Origin of the sequence: Aporhodopirellula sallentina SM41 (genome assembly GCF_000346505.1) — a bacterium.
Classification (GTDB): Bacteria; Planctomycetota; Planctomycetia; order Pirellulales; family Pirellulaceae; genus Rhodopirellula; species Rhodopirellula sallentina.
The window spans coordinates 1-18564 of sequence record NZ_ANOH01000404.1 but is presented as its reverse complement, the minus strand read 5'-3'; the positions used below and the strand labels follow the sequence as shown (position 1 = coordinate 18564).

At 58.4% G+C, this 18564-nt stretch carries 18 protein-coding genes; 16 read left to right on the top strand and 2 right to left on the bottom strand.

All coding sequences use genetic code 11. The features are described 5' to 3' along the window. Window positions 1-181 (top strand): hypothetical protein (locus RSSM_RS35010; RefSeq protein WP_236621401.1); only part of this gene is annotated, 181 nt, incomplete at its 5' end. 58 nt (window positions 182-239) lie between these two features. Here RSSM_RS35010 and thiS read toward each other — a convergent pair. Together thiS and RSSM_RS26145 are read right to left on the bottom strand one after the other, a co-directional pair. Continuing rightward, entirely contained in the window at window positions 240-443 is a 204-nt protein-coding gene (gene thiS / locus RSSM_RS26150; RefSeq protein ID WP_008686850.1) for a sulfur carrier protein ThiS, read from the bottom strand. Continuing rightward, window positions 440-1441, bottom strand: coding sequence for a sugar phosphate isomerase/epimerase family protein (locus RSSM_RS26145; protein WP_008686848.1), 1002 nt, complete (start codon window positions 1439-1441; stop codon window positions 440-442). Before RSSM_RS26145 ends, thiS begins: the two co-directional genes overlap by 4 nt. A gap of 145 nt (window positions 1442-1586) precedes the next feature. Between RSSM_RS26145 and RSSM_RS26140 the strand changes: the two genes are divergently transcribed. The 15 genes from RSSM_RS26140 to RSSM_RS26065 form a co-directional block, all read left to right on the top strand. Beyond that, on the top strand, window positions 1587-1853 hold the full coding sequence (locus RSSM_RS26140) for a hypothetical protein (RefSeq protein ID WP_008686845.1): 267 nt from the start codon (window positions 1587-1589) through the stop codon (window positions 1851-1853). Between the two features lie 215 nt (window positions 1854-2068). Continuing rightward, window positions 2069-2443 (top strand): hypothetical protein, encoded by a 375-nt coding sequence (locus RSSM_RS26135; RefSeq protein WP_144060130.1) that lies wholly within the window; start codon window positions 2069-2071, stop codon window positions 2441-2443. Window positions 2444-3129: 686 nt separating this feature from the next. Next, window positions 3130-3558, top strand: coding sequence for a chorismate mutase (gene aroH / locus RSSM_RS26130; RefSeq protein ID WP_008686841.1), 429 nt, complete (start codon window positions 3130-3132; stop codon window positions 3556-3558). Beyond that, complete coding sequence (locus RSSM_RS26125; RefSeq protein WP_236621400.1) at window positions 3525-4778, top strand: hypothetical protein; 1254 nt, start codon at window positions 3525-3527, stop codon at window positions 4776-4778. Before aroH ends, RSSM_RS26125 begins: the two co-directional genes overlap by 34 nt. Then, a complete protein-coding gene (locus tag RSSM_RS26120) occupies window positions 4778-6589 on the top strand; it encodes a sigma-54-dependent Fis family transcriptional regulator (protein ID WP_008686837.1) in 1812 nt (603 codons plus the stop codon). Before RSSM_RS26125 ends, RSSM_RS26120 begins: the two co-directional genes overlap by 1 nt. Then, window positions 6586-7998 (top strand): nucleotide disphospho-sugar-binding domain-containing protein, encoded by a 1413-nt coding sequence (locus tag RSSM_RS26115; RefSeq protein WP_008686835.1) that lies wholly within the window; start codon window positions 6586-6588, stop codon window positions 7996-7998. Before RSSM_RS26120 ends, RSSM_RS26115 begins: the two co-directional genes overlap by 4 nt. Before the next feature lie 331 nt (window positions 7999-8329). Next, window positions 8330-9694 (top strand): Na(+)-translocating NADH-quinone reductase subunit A, encoded by a 1365-nt coding sequence (locus tag RSSM_RS26110; RefSeq protein ID WP_173403183.1) that lies wholly within the window; start codon window positions 8330-8332, stop codon window positions 9692-9694. A 6-nt stretch (window positions 9695-9700) separates the two neighbouring features. Then, window positions 9701-10957, top strand: coding sequence for an NADH:ubiquinone reductase (Na(+)-transporting) subunit B (locus tag RSSM_RS26105; RefSeq protein ID WP_008686829.1), 1257 nt, complete (start codon window positions 9701-9703; stop codon window positions 10955-10957). Then, complete coding sequence (locus RSSM_RS26100; RefSeq protein ID WP_008686827.1) at window positions 10947-11951, top strand: Na(+)-translocating NADH-quinone reductase subunit C; 1005 nt, start codon at window positions 10947-10949, stop codon at window positions 11949-11951. The genes RSSM_RS26105 and RSSM_RS26100 overlap by 11 nt, the downstream gene beginning before the upstream one ends. 2 nt (window positions 11952-11953) lie before the next feature. After that, window positions 11954-12577 (top strand): NADH:ubiquinone reductase (Na(+)-transporting) subunit D, encoded by a 624-nt coding sequence (locus tag RSSM_RS26095; protein WP_008686825.1) that lies wholly within the window; start codon window positions 11954-11956, stop codon window positions 12575-12577. A gap of 7 nt (window positions 12578-12584) precedes the next feature. Further along, a complete protein-coding gene (gene nqrE, locus RSSM_RS26090; protein ID WP_008686823.1) occupies window positions 12585-13229 on the top strand; it encodes an NADH:ubiquinone reductase (Na(+)-transporting) subunit E in 645 nt (214 codons plus the stop codon). A gap of 169 nt (window positions 13230-13398) precedes the next feature. Beyond that, on the top strand, window positions 13399-14658 hold the full coding sequence (gene nqrF, locus RSSM_RS26085) for an NADH:ubiquinone reductase (Na(+)-transporting) subunit F (protein WP_008686821.1): 1260 nt from the start codon (window positions 13399-13401) through the stop codon (window positions 14656-14658). A gap of 12 nt (window positions 14659-14670) precedes the next feature. Beyond that, window positions 14671-16173: an FAD:protein FMN transferase gene (locus RSSM_RS26080; protein ID WP_173403182.1), complete on the top strand. Its 1503-nt coding sequence runs from the start codon at window positions 14671-14673 to the stop codon at window positions 16171-16173. 709 nt (window positions 16174-16882) lie between these two features. Next, window positions 16883-17650: a metal ABC transporter ATP-binding protein gene (locus tag RSSM_RS26070; RefSeq protein ID WP_008686816.1), complete on the top strand. Its 768-nt coding sequence runs from the start codon at window positions 16883-16885 to the stop codon at window positions 17648-17650. Beyond that, on the top strand, window positions 17647-18564 hold a 918-nt coding region (locus tag RSSM_RS26065), incomplete at its 3' end, for a metal ABC transporter permease (RefSeq protein ID WP_008686814.1). The genes RSSM_RS26070 and RSSM_RS26065, both read left to right, overlap by 4 nt.

Sequence of the window (18564 nt, the reverse complement as noted above, 5' to 3'; positions counted from 1 at the left end):
CGGTTGGCTGTTTTTAGAGTTGGCGGCGAAAGCGTGGAATCCAACGATTGTGTGGATGCCGGAACGTCGCTTCGCTTGGTCCGGCCTACGCGGGCGATGCGAAATTGACGGGCATGAATTAGCCAGCGTGCGTTCGCATCGCTTGCCCGGTAGAGAACCGCGGCTAACGCCGATTGGCTGATTGGGTCGCCCACGTAGCTCGGTCTTTCCAAGACCGAGTGCAGGCGTCGGTTGGCATCTCACCCGCCGCCGACCAAGGTCACGACTTCGACACGGTCGCCTTCTTTGACGACGTACTCGCCGTGTTGTTCCCGAGGAATCACGTCCTCGTTGACTTCCACGGCGAGGTAGTTCTTGGGGACCTCCACGTTCTGGATCAGTTCAGCGATCGGCATCGGGCGATCGACTTGCGTGGGTTTCCCGTTGACGGTGATCTCGATCATGAGGCTTCGTCGAACGCCGCGTCGAAGGCAACGTTGGACGGCGAGAAGTCGAGCTTCTTGGTGAACTCGCAGGCTTCGCGTGCGCCGAAGGTGCGTTCCATTCCCGAATCTTCCCACTCGATCGACAGCGGACCTTGGTAGTCGATCACGTTGAGGGCGCGGATGATTTCTTCGAAGTTCACGCCGCCTCGACCGGGGCTGCGGAAATCCCAACCGCGACGCGGGTCGCCGAAGTTCAAATGGCTGCAGTTGATTCCTGACTTGCCGTCGAGCGTCACGATCGCGTCTTTGATATGCACGTGGTAAATCCGGTCGGGGAACGCACGGATGAATTCCACCGGATCGATGCCCTGCCAGATCAAGTGGCTCGGGTCAAAGTTGAAACCGAACTCGGGGCGGTGGTCGAGTGCCTCGAGTGCTTTCTGTGCGGTGTAGATGTCGAACGCGATCTCGGTCGGGTGGACTTCGAGAGCGAAGCGAACCCCGCACTGACCGAAGACGTCCAGGATCGGGTTGAATCGCTCGGCGAGTAACTCAAAGCCGGCGTCGAGCATTTTCTGTGGGACCGGTGGGAACGAATACAGCAGGTGCCAAATGCTGCTGCCGGTGAAACCGTTGACCACGTCGACGCCAAACTTCTGGGCCGCCCGGGCGGTGTTGGCGAGTTCCTCGGCCGCACGTTCGTTGACGCCCGCTGGGTCGCCGTCGCCCCAAACGTATTCGGGCAGGATGGCCTGGTGACGCTCGTCGATGTTGTCCAGCACGGCTTGGCCGACCAAGTGAGCGCTGATCGCACGGCACTGCAGGTTGTGTTTGGCCAACAACGCGTGATGTTTTTCGCAGTAGTCATCTTCGGCGAGCGCCCGGTCGACTTCGAAGTGATCGCCCCAGCAAGCCAGTTCGATGCCGTCGTAACCGAACCCCGCGGTCATTTCGGCCATCTCCGTGATCGGCAAATCTGCCCATTGACCGGTAAAGAGCGTGACGGGACGAGGCATGGTAGGGCTCCTGGTGAGGATGTTATCGAGCGGGAAAGTTCAATGAGGGGATCATTTTGCACCAAGATTACCCTTATGGGCAATCAGGGGGTAGAATGCTGGGTTGAGGGGGATCCGCCCCCTTGATCGACGGTGTGCGAGCGCAATGATCGACTTGTTCGACTTTGTGTTTAGAACCGATCCGAAACGCGTTGTGAATGGATCAGCCAACGGGTGTTTGCCCTGGGTGTTGCGTATCGACCGTGGCAAAGTCCGACCGGCTGACAAATTTTGGAACCGATTATGGGTGCGGTACGACTATGGGTGCGGTGCGATTCTTGGTGCAATGGGCATCCGGCGTGACCGCGGGGCTTGGGAAGCATTGCCCGCAACGGAAGCCAAAACCGGCAAGGCACGATATTCATGCCGCTAGCTCGTTTGGATTCATGCCGCTGGCTCGTTTGGCATCATGCCACTGGCCTGTTTGGGCAATAACCACGCAGGTCGCCGGACGCCGGAGCGAAAAAACGAATTCATTTTTTCATTTTGCGCGTCAACTTACCGCACCGCTCGCTCGTCTATGACATGACGGGGTGAGGGAATCGGCGGCTCTTTTCTATTCTTCTTTTCGATAAACGGATATTGATTGTGACACGAGTGACCCATGGGGCATGGTTTTTGACGGTTGGTTGTTTGGGATTGGCGTTGGTCGGCGGTTGTGGCCTGGATGATGTGATTGTGCCGCCGGAACCCGCCGAGAAACTGAAGAATCACAACATTCTCGAAGGCGTGGAAGAGTCCGAAATCGAGAAGTATCGCGAGCTGATCGCTGCCGAAGAGGCTCGCCTGGAGGAAACGTACACGAGCGAAGCTTACCAGGCGATGATCGCCGAACAGGTAGGCCCCAACCAAGGAGTCGGCCATCCTGATGAGGAGCAAGATTGGGAGCAGAGCAGCGTTTCCTACGAACCTGATTCCGAAGACAGCCTCGCGTTGCCCGAAGACGAGTCGACCGAGCAATAACGGGCTCGGCTGAGGATACACCCGTTGGAGTGAAGCCTTTAGGCGACTCGGGTGTGGCCGGGCGGGGGGAGCGTGGACTGCAACGATTGTGGGATGCCGGAACGGCGCTGCGCTTGGTCCGGCCTACGGGGGCGATGCAAAATCGACGGGCATGGATTGGTCGATGTGCGTTGGTATCGGTTGCCGGGCAGAGAACCGCGGCGAATGCCGATTGGCTGATTGGGTTGCCCACGTAGCTCGGTCTTTCCAAGACCGAGAGCAGGGGTCGGTTTGGGGATGTCGCGAGATGTTTTGATTGGATAGCGAGTTCGATCGTGTCTTGCCCGCCTCGGAGAGGCAGACCTACGTGGCCCAACAAGGCGGCAGGGTCGTTGGCGAGATCCGCGTGGGGCGAGAAATGCTCGTCGCAAAATGAGAAAACACCGCTAGTCGCAATTTGAGATTGCCGCTATTCTGGCGATGTCGGTCTTTTCGCCGACCATGGCGTCTCCACCGGAGCACCACTGACGGGGCCAAAAATTGATTCATCTCTTTTCACCTCTGTCTTGTTCCATCTCGTCTTAGGTCGATTCGAGGTGGCGGAACCAGCCCAAACGCACGTCGTTGCGAGCGGACGGTTGGTGACGGGCCGGAATTGGGGCGTCCAGCCATGCTTCTGCGTTGATTCTTGAAGGCTTGCATTAACGATGACGGTTTGCCGGGGTGTTCGAGGTGCGACAACAGTCGACACCGATGATCGAGACGAGATTTTGAAGGCGACGACGCAATTGCTCGCACTGATGATTCGTCGCAACGACATCCAAACCGCTGACCTGGCCAGCGCGATCTTTACCGTGACCAAGGATCTGCAGAGCGAATTCCCCGCCCTCGCGGCCCGGCAACTCGGGTTGCTCGAAGTGCCGCTGTTGTGCAGTTACGAAGTGTCCGTCGAGCGATCGCTGCCTCGCTGCATCCGCATCCTGTTGCACTGGAACACCGATCGCAGCCAATCGGAAATCCATCACATCTATATCCGCGAGGCCGTCAAACTTCGTCCCGACTTGAGTCAATTGCCCTCGGTCGATTTCGAGGAACTCGAGCAATGGATTCAAGAACACTTGCGAGACGACCTTTGAAACTGCACTGGATCGCATCCACATCACTGAGCCTCGTGCGGGCCGTTCAGACCTGTGCGGCGCCGCACTTTCACGGTCCGAAAACCAACGCGGGTGTGAAAAAGTCTTTGGGCGGGTTTGCGCTCAAAGACACCGGTGCGATGTCGCAATTCATCAGTGATTCCGAGCGGGTCAGCGAACGACTGATTTCCGCGTCGGTGTCCGAACGCGAGTTTTGGGATCACCTCAGCGACGAACTGATTTCGGCGGGAAATGACACGGCCATCACGCCGCAACTATGTGAGGTCGCGTTGCTGCGTTCGGGCCACTCGCAGTTGCAGTCGGATCAGACCGCCGCAGCGATTCATCGTTCAATCGATAATTGCCGGCGATTGCTCATGACGGACTCCCCACGGTTCGCCGATCAACTGCGTCTGCGTTACGCACCTCTCAAACAAGCCTACGAGGCGTACGGGCCGGGCATCGTTCGTTCGATCGGCAAACAAATTTGGAGCGGTTCGCCGCCGGCCAATTGGTGGCCCAAACGCGTCACCGTCCACGCGGTCACGCCGCTGCACAGTGGCGCCGCCGGGCGCAGCAGCTACCAAGCCTGCGTGTGGATCGAAGCGGTCCTGACGGACATCTCGCCGAACGTTCCGGAGTGGTTGCGGTTGGTCTATCAGCTCACGCAAATCGCCGTGGACGGTCACACCCGAACGCACCTAACGGGCGCGTCTGGGACGACCGCGGTGCTGGGGGTGGGCGGAGTTCTGAAAAGCAAATCAGCCAAGCCGATCTCGGGCAAACCGATCTCGCCGAACCCGACCAACACCGGGAAACCGACAAACGCGAACCCGGTGCCCTCCGCCGACGTATCGCATGGGACCGGTGCAGGCGATGGCACGTCCGGCGGCGACAGCAAACCGGGAACGGAGTTGCCGTGGGCTCTCGGCAGCATTCCGGTCGTGTTGCACCAAGCGGCCGAGGCGGGGCTGCTTTCCGGTGATTCGCTGCCGATTGAACAAACACTCGACCTCTGGTGGCAATCCGAGGAAACCTTCATGCAGTCATCGCTCGCTACGTCATCGAGTGAAATCGCTTTGGACCGCGGTGTCCCCGAAACCGCCGACGTGCTCGCGCGTTGGTGGGAAGAACACGGCCGCGACGCCTCGGCGTTTCCGATTGCACTCAAACAGCTCGCAAAAATGCTTGCTACCCCGACCGACAAGAAAGGACGCTGATGGCCGCCTACCTCGCCGTCCAAACCGGTCAAGAAAAAGGGATCCAGTATCCGCTCGACCCCGAACGCCCGATGCACATCGGCCGCGCGATCGGGTGCGACATTATGTTGTCTGACCCCAACAGCAGCCGGTTCCACGCGGTGGTTTATTACGAAGACCACTCCTGGCATTTGCGTGACACGAATAGTCGCAACGGTACGCTCGTCAACGGTCAACGTGTCGACGACGCTCGATTGGTCGACCAAACCAAAATCGTGATCGGCAAGACCTCTTTGCAATTGGTCAGCACCGACGACGATCCGGCCGGCGCCGAGGCACTCTCGCAGACGCTCTATCACGACATCGATCACTGGAAGGCTCGTGAGTCGGACGTGGTTCGCGAGGCCGGTGAACTCGTCGCCCAACCGCAACATTTGCTCGACCTGTATCAACTGAGCCTCTCGCTGCTCAACGGCCAGAAGCCGAGCGAGGTGATCGACACGACGCTGGAATTGCTGCTCGATCGGACCGGCGTGGAGCTGATCGCGTTGGCGGTCGACGGCGGTGACGGACGTTGGAAAGTCCGCCGGCAGTACCCGCAAAAAAGCACACCGCTGAAGTTCGACCGGGCCCAACTCAAACGCGTCGCCAAGGGAGGCGAGGTGTTCATCAGCGAACACCCCGGCACCGTCGAGAGCGGCGGCATGGCGACTCATTGCCTGATCGTGCCGATCATCGAAGAAGACAAATCGCTCGGCGTGTTGATTTTCCATCAAAAGGGACACACATTCTCTGATTCGATCGTCGATCTCGCGGTCGGCGCCGCGGGGTTGCTCGCGATGGGCCTGACGCAGTCGACCGTTACCGAAAACCTGCGTGTCGAAAACCAACGCATCGCGGATCGCAACGCGGACCAAGGTGAGTTGGTCGGCGACAGCAAAGTGATGCGGAAGCTGAAAGAACGAATCGCTCGTGTCGGACGGGCCAACGGATCGGTTTTGATCCGCGGCGAAAGCGGCTCGGGGAAGGAACTCGTCGCCCGTGCGGTACACCGCGCCAGCAATCGCAACGATCGCCCGATGCTGACGGTGAACTGCGCCGCGATCCCTCGCGACCTGCTCGAAAGCCAACTGTTTGGCCACAAGAAGGGATCATTCACCGGTGCCGACAGCGATCACACGGGTTTGTTCGAACAAGCCGACCAGGGCACGTTGTTCCTCGACGAGATCGGCGAAATGAGCCTCGAAGGCCAAGCCAAACTGTTGCGGATCCTTGAAGGCCATCCGTTCCTGCCCGTCGGGGCGAGCAAACAGGTCAACGTCGATGTGCGGGTGATCGCGGCGACCAACCGCGACCTGACGGATTTCGTTCGCGACGGTCGCTTCCGCGAAGACCTCTACTACCGGTTGAGCGTTTTTGAATTGCCGGTGCCTCCACTGCGTGATCGTGGCGAGGACATTAATACGTTGGTTGACCACTTTCTCGCGCACTTCCTCAAACAACACGGCCGGCCACAACTCGCGCTGTCCGATGACGCCCGCGAACGCCTGCTGACCTACGCGTGGCCGGGAAACGTACGTCAACTGCGGAACGTGATCGACAGCGCCGTCGTGATGGCCGATGAACCGGAGATCGTCGCCGAAGACCTCGGGCTGCGCGACGCCGGGTTGTCAAACATTGACACGCTGCGGATCGACGTTTGGGAACGAAGGCTGATCGAAAAAGCACTCAACCGGACCAGCGGCGGGGTTCCCGAAGCGGCGAAGTTGCTGGGGATCAGCCGAGCGACCGCGTACCGCAAAATCAGCGAATACGACATCGACCGCACGTGAGTGCCGCACGCGGCGAGCCGGGCGTTCACCGCCGAGCCATCCTGTCGGCACCGGGTTCGCGTGGCGACGTCAATCCGATCGTCGCAATCGGTCGCGAACTGACCCGGATGGGTTTCGAATGCCACGTCAGTGTCGCCGAACCGTACGCCGAAATCGTCGAGAACGCGGGACTGATCGCGAACGTGGTGATCGATCGCGAAACGTTCGATCGCGTGGTCTCACAAACGCATTTTTGGCGGCCATGGACAGGGGCGCGTCGCGTGTTGACCGAGGTCGCCGAGAAGTTTTTCCAGCCGCACCTGAGTTTGCTCGATCGACTTTTTGTTCCCGGCTCGACCGCCGTCGTTGCCCACCCGCTGGACTTCGCCGCCCGCGTGTTTCGCGACGTCACTCCCGAGTGCCGGTTGTCGAGCGTGCATTTGGCACCGGCGATGATGCGATGCCCCGAGTCGCCACCGCGCCTGTTGCCGGACCGAGGTTGGACACGGGCGGTATTGCCCGAGGGTTGGCCGCGGCTGAACCGACTGACGTATTATCTCGCCGACATCGCGTTTCTCGATCCCGCGCTCGCACCAGCAATCAACGAAGAGAGAAAACGCAGAGCGGGCCTCACCCCCGTGCGTCGTCTGCTCAACGAGTGGTGGCATTCGCCGGACCAGATTCTCGCGTTGTACCCGCGGTGGTACGCACCGGAAATTTTCCAGCAGTACGCACAACCGCGAGGCGATGCCGCGGCCCTGCAATCCGTCGGTTTTCCTCTCGATGATGGAGAGAGTCATGGGGATGCTGACGGTGAGTCTGACGTGTCGCCCCCCGAGACCAACACGTCGATCCCAGTCCAACCGATCGCTCGCAGGCCGCCCGCGTTCACCGAACCGATTCCGCGAGACAAACCGCTGCTGGTCACCACCGGTTCGGCGCATCACGGCGACGAGTCGTTCGTCACACGCGTCGCCGAGATCGCGGCTGCTTCAGGTGTCAGCGTCGTTTGGTGTTGCCCATCGAATCCCGGCGGCGTGACACATCCCAATATTCGCTGTGTCGGCTACATCCCGTTGGGGCAATGGTTGCCGCATTGCCGCGGCATCATTCATCACGGCGGGATCGGAACGACGAGCCGAGCCATTCACGCCGGAACGCCCCAACTGATCCGCCCGATGGCGTTCGACCAATTCGACAACGCCGCGCGAGTCGAACGGTTGGGCTTTGGCGTCTACCTGCGACACGACCGCTATCTTGCTGGCGCGATTGACGAACTACTCGCGATGGCCGACGGACAAACGGTATCGCCGCCCGCCGAACCGGATACTCGAGTCGCCGCCGAGGTCGCCGCCGAGCGTGCCGCGAAACTGATCGCGGGCTTGCTCGCCCCGTCGCGTGATGCGAATCGATCGGCGTCGCATCGCTAGGCGAGCGAACCGATTTATCGCGACTCAAACGGTTGGCTTGCGGAATTTATAACGGTCAGTTGGGATAGGTTGCCGAGCGAGAAAACCACACCGGAAATTTATCTTTGCTGGCATTGTTCGAAACGGTCACCGAGCGTTGTCGGCACGCGTAAAAAAAGACGTGATTTACGCAAGACAACCTCGCGTCGATGAACACAAAATCACTTTCCTGCGCCTTCTTATATGCCGTTGTCAAATTTGGCCTGCTGTGTAATAGTGTCGCACAAAGCTCACTTCGGTGAGCTTTCCCCAAACCTGACTTTGTTACATTTTTCACAAAGTGTTCGCGTTCATGCCCGCTACTCAACACCGCACGGTCGTTAAACAAGGCCTTGATCTTCCCATCCTCGGTTGTCCCGAGCAGCGAGTCGAAGCCGGTCCCTTGGTTCGCACGGTAGCTTTGTTGGGCGACGATTACGTCGGCATGAAGCCTACCATGTTGGTTGCCGCGGGCGACCGCGTTTCGCTCGGCCAGCCACTCTTCGAAGACAAGAAGACCCCCGGCGTTATCTATACATCGCCCGCATCGGGAACCGTCGGCGAAGTCATCCGCGGCAAGAAGCGGAAGTTCGAAGCGATCACGATTAACGTCGATGGTGACGACGCGATCGAATTCGCAAACGCCCGCGAGAAAGACCCCGTCGCGATCGGTGGTGAAGCCGTTCGATCGGTGCTCGTCGAAAGCGGCCTGTGGACATCGCTCCGCACTCGTCCGTACGGGAAGGTGCCGACGATCGATTCGACTCCGAGTTCGATCTTCGTCACCGCGATCGACACCAACCCCTTGGCCGCCGACCCGTCGGTCGTGGTGAGCGAACGGAAAGACCAATTCGTCCTCGGCCTTCAAGCACTCACCCAACTCGGTGCCGGCAACGTTTACGTCTGCAAAGCCGACGGAGCTTCGGTGCCCGGCGAAGAAGTCGCGGGCGTCACGTTCGCCGAGTTCGCCGGACCTCACCCTGCAGGACTTCCGGGCACACACATTCATTTCCTCGATCCGGTCGGACCAACCAAAACGGTCTGGCACATCGGTTACCAGGACGTCATCGCGATCGGGTCGTTGTTCCAAACCGGAAAGCTCGATCCGCGACGCGTCATCTCATTGGCGGGACCGAAGGTCAACCAACCACGGTTGATCGAAACCCGGCTCGGCGCCTGCATCGACGAACTGCTCGAAGGTGCGGTCGACACCGAGTGCAAACTGCGTCCGATTTCGGGCTCGGTGCTCGACGGTCACACCGCCACGGCCCCACACAACTACCTCGGTCGCTATCACCGACAGGTGTCGGTAATCGAGGAAGGTGACCACCGTGAATTCCTGGGTTGGCAAAAACCCGGGTTTGACAAATTCTCGGTCACTCGCGTTTTCGCATCGGCGATCAACCCGTCTCAGAAGTTCGCATTCACGTCGTCGACCGGCGGCAGCGAACGAGCCATGGTGCCGCTGGGCACTTACGAGAAGGTGATGCCACTGGACATCTTGGCGACCCAGTTGTTGCGAGCGTTGATCGTCCGCGACACCGACTCCGCCCAGGCACTCGGTGCGTTGGAACTCGAAGAAGAAGATCTCGCGTTGTGCACGTTTGTGTGCCCAGGCAAGTATGAATACGGTTCGCTATTGCGACAAAATTTGACCACGATCGAACGTGAAGGCTAAATCAATATGAAACCACTGCGTGACGCTTTCGACCGCGTTCACCCCTTATTCGCAAAGGGGGGGATCTTAGAGAAAGCCTACCCCATCTACGAAGCGACCGACACGTTCCTGTTCACTCCCGGTGAAACCACCGAGGGTCGGACACACGTTCGCGACGGCATCGACCTCAAACGCATGATGATCATGGTCGTCGTTGCGTTGATCCCGGTCACCCTGTTCGGCATGTGGAACACGGGTTATCAAGCCAACACCGCGATCGTGCAAATGACCGAAGCCGACGTGCCGATCGAGTACGACTGGCACAATACGGTTCACACCGCGATCGGTCTCGGACACGACCCGGGGAATTTCCTCGACAACTTTGTGTACGGGGCGATTTTCTTCATACCGATATACGTCGTTTGCATGTTTGTCGGTGGACACGTTGAGATGGTCTTCTCGGTGCTGCGAGGCCACGAGATCAACGAAGGCTTCCTGGTGACCGGGTTGCTGTTTCCGTTGACCCTCCCGGCGTCGATTCCTCTGTGGCAGGTTGCCGTGGGGATCGCGTTCGGTGTGATCGTGGCGAAGGAAGTGTTCGGCGGGACGGGACGTAACTTCCTCAACGTCGCACTGACCTCTCGCGCGTTCCTGTATTTCTCATACGCCGGTGACATCAGCGGCGACAAAGTTTGGACAGCCGTCGACGGGTTCAGTGGTGCGACCGCACTCGGCCAAATGGCGGTTGTTGAAAAGGGAGCGATCGAGTCGCTCAGCCAAGTCCAATACGTTTGGGGCGAAACCGGCGAAATCAGTTGGATGAGTGCCTTCCTCGGAACCATCCAAGGATGCGTCGGCGAAACCAGTGCGTTGCTCTGCTTCGTCGGTGCGTTGATCTTGATCGCGACCGGCATCGGATCCTGGCGGATCATGTCGGGCGTTGTCCTCGGCGTTATCGGCACCAGCCTGCTGCTCAATTTCGTCGGCAGTGAAACCAACGCGATGTTCGAAGTTCCGTTTTACTGGCACCTCGTCATCGGCGGACTCGCCTTTGGTCTCGTCTTCATGGCAACCGACCCGGTCAGTGCCTCGATGACCCAGAAAGGAAAATGGATCTACGGCATCCTGATCGGTTTCATGACCGTCCTGATCCGAGTCATTAACCCCGCATTTCCCGAAGGGATCATGTTGGCGATTTTGTTCGGCAACGTGTTCGCTCCATTGATTGATTATTTCGTCGTCCAATCCAACGTCCGCCGGAGGGTCGCCCGCTATGCCAGCTAAAGATTCGGTTCCAGGAACGATCCTGATCGCGGCGCTGTTGTGTGTCGTCTGCTCACTCGCGGTGAGTGCCGCCGCCGTGGCGCTGCGACCGTACCAGATCGCCAACGAAGTTCTTGACCAACAAAAGAACATCCTCGACGCCGCGGGCTTGCCGACCGACGAGTTCGGTAAACCCGCATCGGAGTTGTCCAAGAATGAAATCGATAACCTCTACACTTGGGTTAGCGAACAAATGGTTGACCTCGACACCGGCGAGGAAAACAACGAAATGGATCCGACCAAATTCGACTTGGTCGAATCGGCAACGGACCCAACCTTGTCGACCGAGATCGTTCCCGATCCGTACGACCCCGGCGAAGACCGTCGTCCGAAAACGATGAAGGTTTACTTCGTCCGCAAAAACGGCGAAGGCCCGATCCGCCAAGTCGTTTTGCCAATCTACGGCAAAGGACTGTGGGGAACTCTCTACGGTTACCTCGCACTCAAGAGCGACCTCGAGACGATCCAAGGGATCACGTTCTACCAACACAAAGAAACGCCTGGACTCGGCGGTGAAGTCGACAACCCGGCGTGGAAAGCACAGTGGAACGGACTGAAACTGTACGACGAGAATGGCGAACCCGCCGCACAGGTCTTCAAAGGCCCGGCACCTGACGCCGACCCGTACAGCGTCGACGGCCTCTCCGGAGCAACCATCACGAGCCGCGGTGTCACCGCCCTGGTTCAGTACTGGGCGAGCGAACAGGGTTACGGCCCGTTCCTGAAGAAACTCGCTGAAAAGATGCAACAAGAATCCGCCGAAGCCGACACCGCCTCGGTATCGCGTCCAACGAATGACCTTTCCGCAGAAGCCGTCCGCCGCGCCCCGTTGCTGACGGATGCGGCACGAAACGATACACGGTCAAACGAAACACGGCTAAGTGACACACTGCTGACTGACACCCTGCCGAATGACAAACTGCCCACTACCTCGACGATGAAGGTTGGAGCTTAACTATGTCTCAAAAACCAGTCGACGTGCTCGTCGACCCGATTGTCAACAACAACCCGATCGCTCTGCAGATCCTCGGTATCTGCTCGGCTCTCGCGGTGACGACCAAGATGGAAACATCGCTCGTCATGGCACTCGCCGTGGTGTCGGTGACGGCATGCAGTAACCTCGCCGTGAGTGCCATCCGGTCCTATATCCCGAGCAGCATCCGGATCATCGTGCAGATGACCGTGATCGCGTCGCTCGTGATTGTTGTCGACCAATTCCTCAAAGCCTTCTTGTTCGACATCAGCAAACAACTATCGGTGTTCGTCGGACTAATCATCACGAACTGTATCGTGATGGGACGTGCCGAAGGCTTCGCCATGAAGAACTCCGCCGGGATCAGTTTCCTCGACGGAATCGGCAACGGACTCGGTTACGGATTCGTGCTAGTCGTGGTCGCATTCTTCCGTGAACTCTTCGGCAGCGGTTCGCTGTTCGGCATCACGCTGATGGAACTCGACCGTAACGGCGGTTGGTACGCTCCCAACGGCTTGATGCTCTTGCCACCGAGTGCGTTCTTCATCATCGGAATCATGATTTGGGTGATCCGACTCAACAAACCTGAACAAATCGAAGAGGCCTGAGAGAACCATGGCTACATTTGAAACTCACCTCAGCATTTTCCTGCAGGCCGTCTTCGTCGAGAACTTGGCACTGGCCTTCTTTCTCGGAATGTGCACGTTCCTGGCAGTCAGTAAGAACGTGAAGGTTGCGATCGGTCTCGGCATCGCCGTGGTCGTGATCGAAACCATCACGGTTCCCGCGAACCAGTTGATCTACTCGCTGTTGCTCAAGAAGGGTGCCCTGACCTGGGCCAACGGGTTCATCCCCGAATCGACGATCAACTTCAGCGAGGTTGACTTGACCTTCCTCGGCTTCATCAGCTTCATCGGCGTGATCGCGGCGTTGGTTCAAATCCTCGAGATGTTCTTGGATAAGTTCCTGCCGTCGCTCTACAACGCTCTCGGTATTTTCTTGCCGTTGATCACGGTGAACTGTGCGATCCTCGGTGCATCGCTGTTCATGCAAGAACGCAACTACTCGTTCCCCGAATCGGTGACGTACGGATTCGGATGCGGCGTCGGCTGGGCTCTCGCGATCATGGCACTCGCCGGAATCCGTGAAAAACTGAAATATTCGGACGTTCCTCCGCCACTTCGCGGTTTGGGAATCACGTTCATTACGGTTGGACTGATGTCGCTCGCGTTCATGTCGTTCAGCGGTATCCAACTGTAGAGACGGTGGTGCTCGTCGCGAGCACGCTTTCGTCGCCACGCTTGCTCGAGCGAGTGTGGCACCGCCGCCCGAGGCGGCACCCCCTCAATCGAAACAACCCATTGGCCGGCTGAACCGCCCGCCACACCATTCATGCCCGCCAACCATTCATGGCAGTGAGTCTTTCCTGATGTTAACGTCTACCCTTTTGATCGGTGCCGCTCCGAGTGCGATCGTTGCCGTCGGCGTCGCGATGTTCACACTCATCGTTTTGGCGCTCGTCTTGCTGATTCTCGCGGCTAAGAAACAACTCGTTTCTTCCGGTGCGGTCAAAATCCTGATCAATGATCAAAAAGAGATCTCGGTTCCCGCCGGCGGGAAACTCCTCGGTGCTCTCGCCGATGCCGGCATCTTCGTATCGAGTGCCTGTGGCGGCGGTGGTACCTGTGCCCAGTGCCGGGTGAAGGTCCAAGAAGGCGGTGGTGAACTGTTGCCGACCGAGGAAGGACACATCACGAAGAAAGAAGCCGCCGAAGGTGAACGCCTCAGTTGCCAGGTCGCTGTCAAACAAGACATGAAGGTCGAGGTTCCACCAGAAGCCTTCGATACCAAGAAGTGGGAATGCACCGTTCGCAGCAACAACAATGTTGCAACGTTCATTAAAGAGTTCGTCCTCGAACTGCCCGAAGGCGAAGAAGTCGACTTCCGTGCCGGTGGTTACATCCAGATCGAATGCCCACCACACGAGATTCACTACAAAGACTTCGACATCGAAGAGCGTTTCCATCCCGATTGGGATCAGTACAAGATCTGGCGTTACGTTTCGAAGGTTGACGAGCCTGTCGTGCGGGCATACTCGATGGCAAACTACCCGGGCGAAAAGGGCATCATCATGCTTAACGTCCGTGTCGCATCGCCGCCGCCACGTGCTCCCGAAGGAACTCCTCCAGGGAAGATGAGCAGTTGGATCTTCTCGCTCAAGCCGGGCGACAAGGCCACGATCAGCGGTCCTTACGGTGAGTTCTTCATCAAAGACAGCCAAGCCGAAATGGTTTACATCGGTGGCGGTGCCGGGATGGCTCCTCTGCGAAGTCACATCTTTGAATTGTTCAAACGCCAAAAGACCGACCGCAAAGTCAGCTACTGGTACGGCGGACGAAGTGCTCGCGAATTATTCTACGTCGATCACTTCCGCGACATCGAAAAGGACTTCCCGAACTTCAAATTCAACATCGCGCTTTCCGAGCCCGCACCGGAAGATAACTGGGACGGCTACGTCGGATTCATCCACCAAGTGTTGCTCGACAACTACCTCAGCACACACCCGGCACCGGAAGACATCGAGTACTACATCTGTGGTCCTCCGATGATGAACGCGGCTGTGTTCAAGATGCTCGATGACCTCGGCGTCGAACCTGAGAATATCGCATACGATGACTTCGGCGGCTGATCGAAATCACCCATGACAAAGCGAACTCGCATGACGCGACGTGGTTTCTCCCCCGTCGCGTTTTTTCTTATCACCGTCGTCGCGCTGAGCAGTTTGCCCGTCGCGTTGCCCGTCGCGTTGGCCGTCGCGACGCCGGTACTCGCTGCCGCCGGCCCCGGTGACACGCCCGACGCCGGCGACAACCCCGGCACCGGATTGTCACCACGGATGCTCGCCTTCCGTGGTGCAACGATGGGGACGACATATACGGTCAAGGTCTCCGATCCTCCGGCGAAGAATGACTCGGCCGAAGATTCCGTAGACAAGTGGGCGGAGGAAACCTCGTTCGCCATCGATGCGGAGCTGCGCCGCGTCAACGATCAGATGTCAACGTATCTGAAATCGAGCGAGTTGAGCCGGTTCAATGAATCCACCTCAACGGATTGGTTCGAAGTCAGCCCCGAGACCGCCGAGGTGGTTCAGTTCGCACTCGAAGTTGGTGAAGCCTCGCAAGACAGGTTCGATGTGACGGTCGGTCCTCTCGTCGATCGATGGAGTTTCGGTCCGGGCAAACGCAATCGCGACATCCCCAGCGACGAGGAACTCGAAGACCTCGGCCGTCAAATCGGCCAACAACACCTCGAGGCTCGAATCGATCCACCGGCACTAAAGAAATCGATCCCCGAACTGCGTGTCGACCTTTCCGCAATCGCCAAGGGACACGGCGTCGACCGAGTCGTTGAGATGTTGCTCTCTCGCGGTGCGAAGAACGTCTTCGTTGAAATCGGCGGTGAGGTTCGTGTCGCGGGTGCCAAGGTGACCGATCGTGGAACGACACCTTGGATGGTCGGCATCCAACGTCCTGATGCGGTGGCGAACCAGGTCGCGGTCGCTCATCCGATGAAAGACAACGCGATGGCGACATCGGGCGACTACCGGAACTATTTCGAGGTCGCCGGGGAACGGTTTTCGCACACGATTGATCCGGTAACACGCCGCCCGGTCCGGCACGACATGGCGTCGGTAACCGTCATCGCGCCGACGTGCATGGCCGCGGACGCGTGGGCGACCGCGCTCAATGTGCTGGGGCCTGACGCGGCATTTGATTTGGCAAAGAAACATAATCTCGATACGCTGCTGATGAGCCGACGCGGTGACGCAGCAAACGACGGCGGAGTCGAACACACATCGAACCAAGGGAACAACATGAACGTGATCGGAACCGGCGCACTCGCGAGCGTGGCGGAACAAATGATGGCGGCTCAAACCGACGCGGCCGGCCAAGGCGGATTCGGCGAGAGAATGATGCCGATTCTGATCCTCACCGCGATCGGATTCGGAGCCGTCTTGATCGCAATGGCGGTCGGCGTGATCTTCGGTCGCAAAAGCATCAGCGGTTCCTGCGGCGGCCTGAACGCGAGAACTGATCCCGACGGCGTTTCGCGTTGTTCGATGTGCAGCAACCCATCGGACGGCTGCAAAGAACTGCGAGAGAAGATCGAAAACGGCCAACACGCAACCAACGTGAATCCGTAGTCTTCGTTCTCCCTATCACTCTTAGCGGCGGCGTTATCGCAAAAGCAAAACATCGCATGGGGGAGAGAACCCGTCGGTCGATTCGAATCCAGATTCGAACTCGCGATGCGTCACGACCAAGACCTAGAGCTCAAAGCCGTAGCGAAAGTCGCCAAGACTTTCGGTGATTCACGAGCCCTCCCGAAACTCTTAGTGAGTTTCGCTACCGTAAAATTTAGCTTTGACGCACCGCGAGGCCGGTTTGGCCTCCATGCAACTTCACGCAAAATTCGCGGCGGACTGCTCACGGAGACGGCTCCGCTCCACGGGTGTACCGATCGAATTCCGACCGTTGGTTTCCGACGGAACCTATTCAAATGCCTCGACAACTAGTTTGCCCGGGAGGCGTAGCACCTGTTGTCCTCGGGAAACCGCGGCTAACGCCGATCGGCTGATGAGTTTTCAGATTGGTTTCGGTTCAATCTAAAATTTGACGTGTGAGATCCCGGTGGCTGGATACGCCAGAATTCAGGCCACCGAACTTTGGCGACATCCGCGCCGTCATTTGAAAAAACTTCCTAGCGTCATCCTGACGCATCGCCTCCTTATTCGGGCGAGGGAAATAAACATCTTCTTTCGTTTAGCCTATACTAAGTACGCATGTCGGTAGTTTTCTCTTGAGAAACCTATCGTTTTCTTCGATTGAACTCGTCACGCTAGTTTGCCCCGAATGGACCCGATCGCATTATCTGTAGACGATCTAACCGTTGCCTATCATCGCAAACCCGTGATTTGGGATGTTGAGTTCGACATCCCTCAGGGCAAACTCGTCGGAATCGTGGGTCCCAACGGTGCGGGCAAGAGCACGCTACTCAAGGCGATCATGGACCTGATCCCGAAGGCGTCTGGACGAGTCGAGGTTTTCGGAAAACCGTACCACCAATCATTGCACAGGGTTGGTTACGTACCCCAGCGCGAGAGCGTCGATTGGGATTTCCCCGTCGACGCGCTCGATGTCGTCACGATGGGGTTGTATCGCCGTGTCGGTTGGTGTTTGCCGATCCGCAAGAAACACCGCGAAGCCGCCAAGGAAGCACTCGCACGGGTCGGGGTCGCCGACCTTGCCCATCGCCAAATCAGCCAGCTTTCCGGCGGTCAACAACAGCGGACGTTTCTCGCCAGAGCATTGGTACAGGACGCCGATTTGTATTTGATGGATGAACCGCTCGCGGCGGTCGATGCGGCGACCGAAGCTGCGATCGTCGAACTTCTCAAACAAATGCAAGCGGACGGCAAGACCGCCATCGTCATCCATCATGATCTGCAAAGTGTTCCGGACTATTTCGATCATGTCGTGTTATTGAACATGCGGGTCGTTGCGTCGGGACGCACCGAAGATGTGTTCACGAACGAGAACTTGCAAAAGACCTACGGCGGACGCCTGACGTTGTTGGATGAAGCAACCGAAGCGATGCGACGACGGGAGCGTGGGATTTGAGCGAGCACCTTTGGCGTGTGCTGAGTCTGCAAGATCACAACACGCGAGTGGTCATATTCGGTACCGCGATTCTCGGTTTCGCCGCAGGTCTGGTCGGTTGCCTGACGCTGCTGAGGCGTCGTGCGCTCGTGGGCGACGCGTTGGCTCACGCGGCGCTGCCCGGCATCGCGGGGGCGTTCCTAATCGCCACAGCATTGGGCGCCGACGGGAAGTCACTGCCGATCCTGTTGCTCGGCGCGACCATGTCGGGACTGTTTGGGATTGTCAGCATCCTGCTGATCCGGCGAATGACGAGGATCAAGGAAGACGCCGCGTTGGGGATCATCCTCAGTGTCTTCTTTGGGCTCGGTGTCGCGTTGCTCGGGATTGTCACGCAAATGGACCGCGGCAACGCTGCCGGGTTGGAATCGTTCATCTACGGAAAAACCGCGACCATGACCGCGGGCGATGCCAAGTTGATCGCGGTGACGTCAACGGTCTGCGTTCTCCTGTGCATCGCGTTGTTAAAAGAATTCAAACTGCTGTGCTTTGACGAGGCGTTCGCGGGAGCACGCGGTTATCCGGTCGTTTTGCTCGACGCGATTTTAATGAGCATCGTGGTAATCGTCACGATCGTTGGTTTGCAGGCGGTAGGTCTCGTTCTCGTGATTGCGTTGTTGGTGATTCCCGCCGCATCAGCGAGGTTTTGGACCGACCGTCTGATCGTGATGATGGTCATCGCCTCGGTGCTCGGGATGGTCGGTGCGTTCGTCGGTTCGGCCGCCAGCGCGATGCTGCCGCGTTTGCCATCGGGTGCCATGATCGTCCTCGCTGCCGGTACCGGGTTCCTGGTCAGCTTTCTGATCGGCACCCGACGAGGGGTGCTCGTTCGGTTGTGGCGACGCAGGCAACTCAACGAAAGCATTGATCACCAA

Coding starts and splice junctions, on each gene's coding strand:
- thiS (WP_008686850.1), bottom strand. CDS start 443: ATGATCGAGATCACCGTCAACGGGAAACCCACGCAAGTCGATCGCCCG.
- RSSM_RS26145 (WP_008686848.1), bottom strand. CDS start 1,441: ATGCCTCGTCCCGTCACGCTCTTTACCGGTCAATGGGCAGATTTGCCG.
- RSSM_RS26140 (WP_008686845.1), top strand. CDS start 1,587: ATGATCGACTTGTTCGACTTTGTGTTTAGAACCGATCCGAAACGCGTT.
- aroH (WP_008686841.1), top strand. CDS start 3,130: ATGACGGTTTGCCGGGGTGTTCGAGGTGCGACAACAGTCGACACCGAT.
- RSSM_RS26125 (WP_236621400.1), top strand. CDS start 3,525: ATGGATTCAAGAACACTTGCGAGACGACCTTTGAAACTGCACTGGATC.
- RSSM_RS26120 (WP_008686837.1), top strand. CDS start 4,778: ATGGCCGCCTACCTCGCCGTCCAAACCGGTCAAGAAAAAGGGATCCAG.
- RSSM_RS26110 (WP_173403183.1), top strand. CDS start 8,330: ATGCCCGCTACTCAACACCGCACGGTCGTTAAACAAGGCCTTGATCTT.
- RSSM_RS26105 (WP_008686829.1), top strand. CDS start 9,701: ATGAAACCACTGCGTGACGCTTTCGACCGCGTTCACCCCTTATTCGCA.
- RSSM_RS26100 (WP_008686827.1), top strand. CDS start 10,947: ATGCCAGCTAAAGATTCGGTTCCAGGAACGATCCTGATCGCGGCGCTG.
- RSSM_RS26095 (WP_008686825.1), top strand. CDS start 11,954: ATGTCTCAAAAACCAGTCGACGTGCTCGTCGACCCGATTGTCAACAAC.
- nqrE (WP_008686823.1), top strand. CDS start 12,585: ATGGCTACATTTGAAACTCACCTCAGCATTTTCCTGCAGGCCGTCTTC.
- nqrF (WP_008686821.1), top strand. CDS start 13,399: ATGTTAACGTCTACCCTTTTGATCGGTGCCGCTCCGAGTGCGATCGTT.
- RSSM_RS26080 (WP_173403182.1), top strand. CDS start 14,671: ATGACAAAGCGAACTCGCATGACGCGACGTGGTTTCTCCCCCGTCGCG.
- RSSM_RS26070 (WP_008686816.1), top strand. CDS start 16,883: ATGGACCCGATCGCATTATCTGTAGACGATCTAACCGTTGCCTATCAT.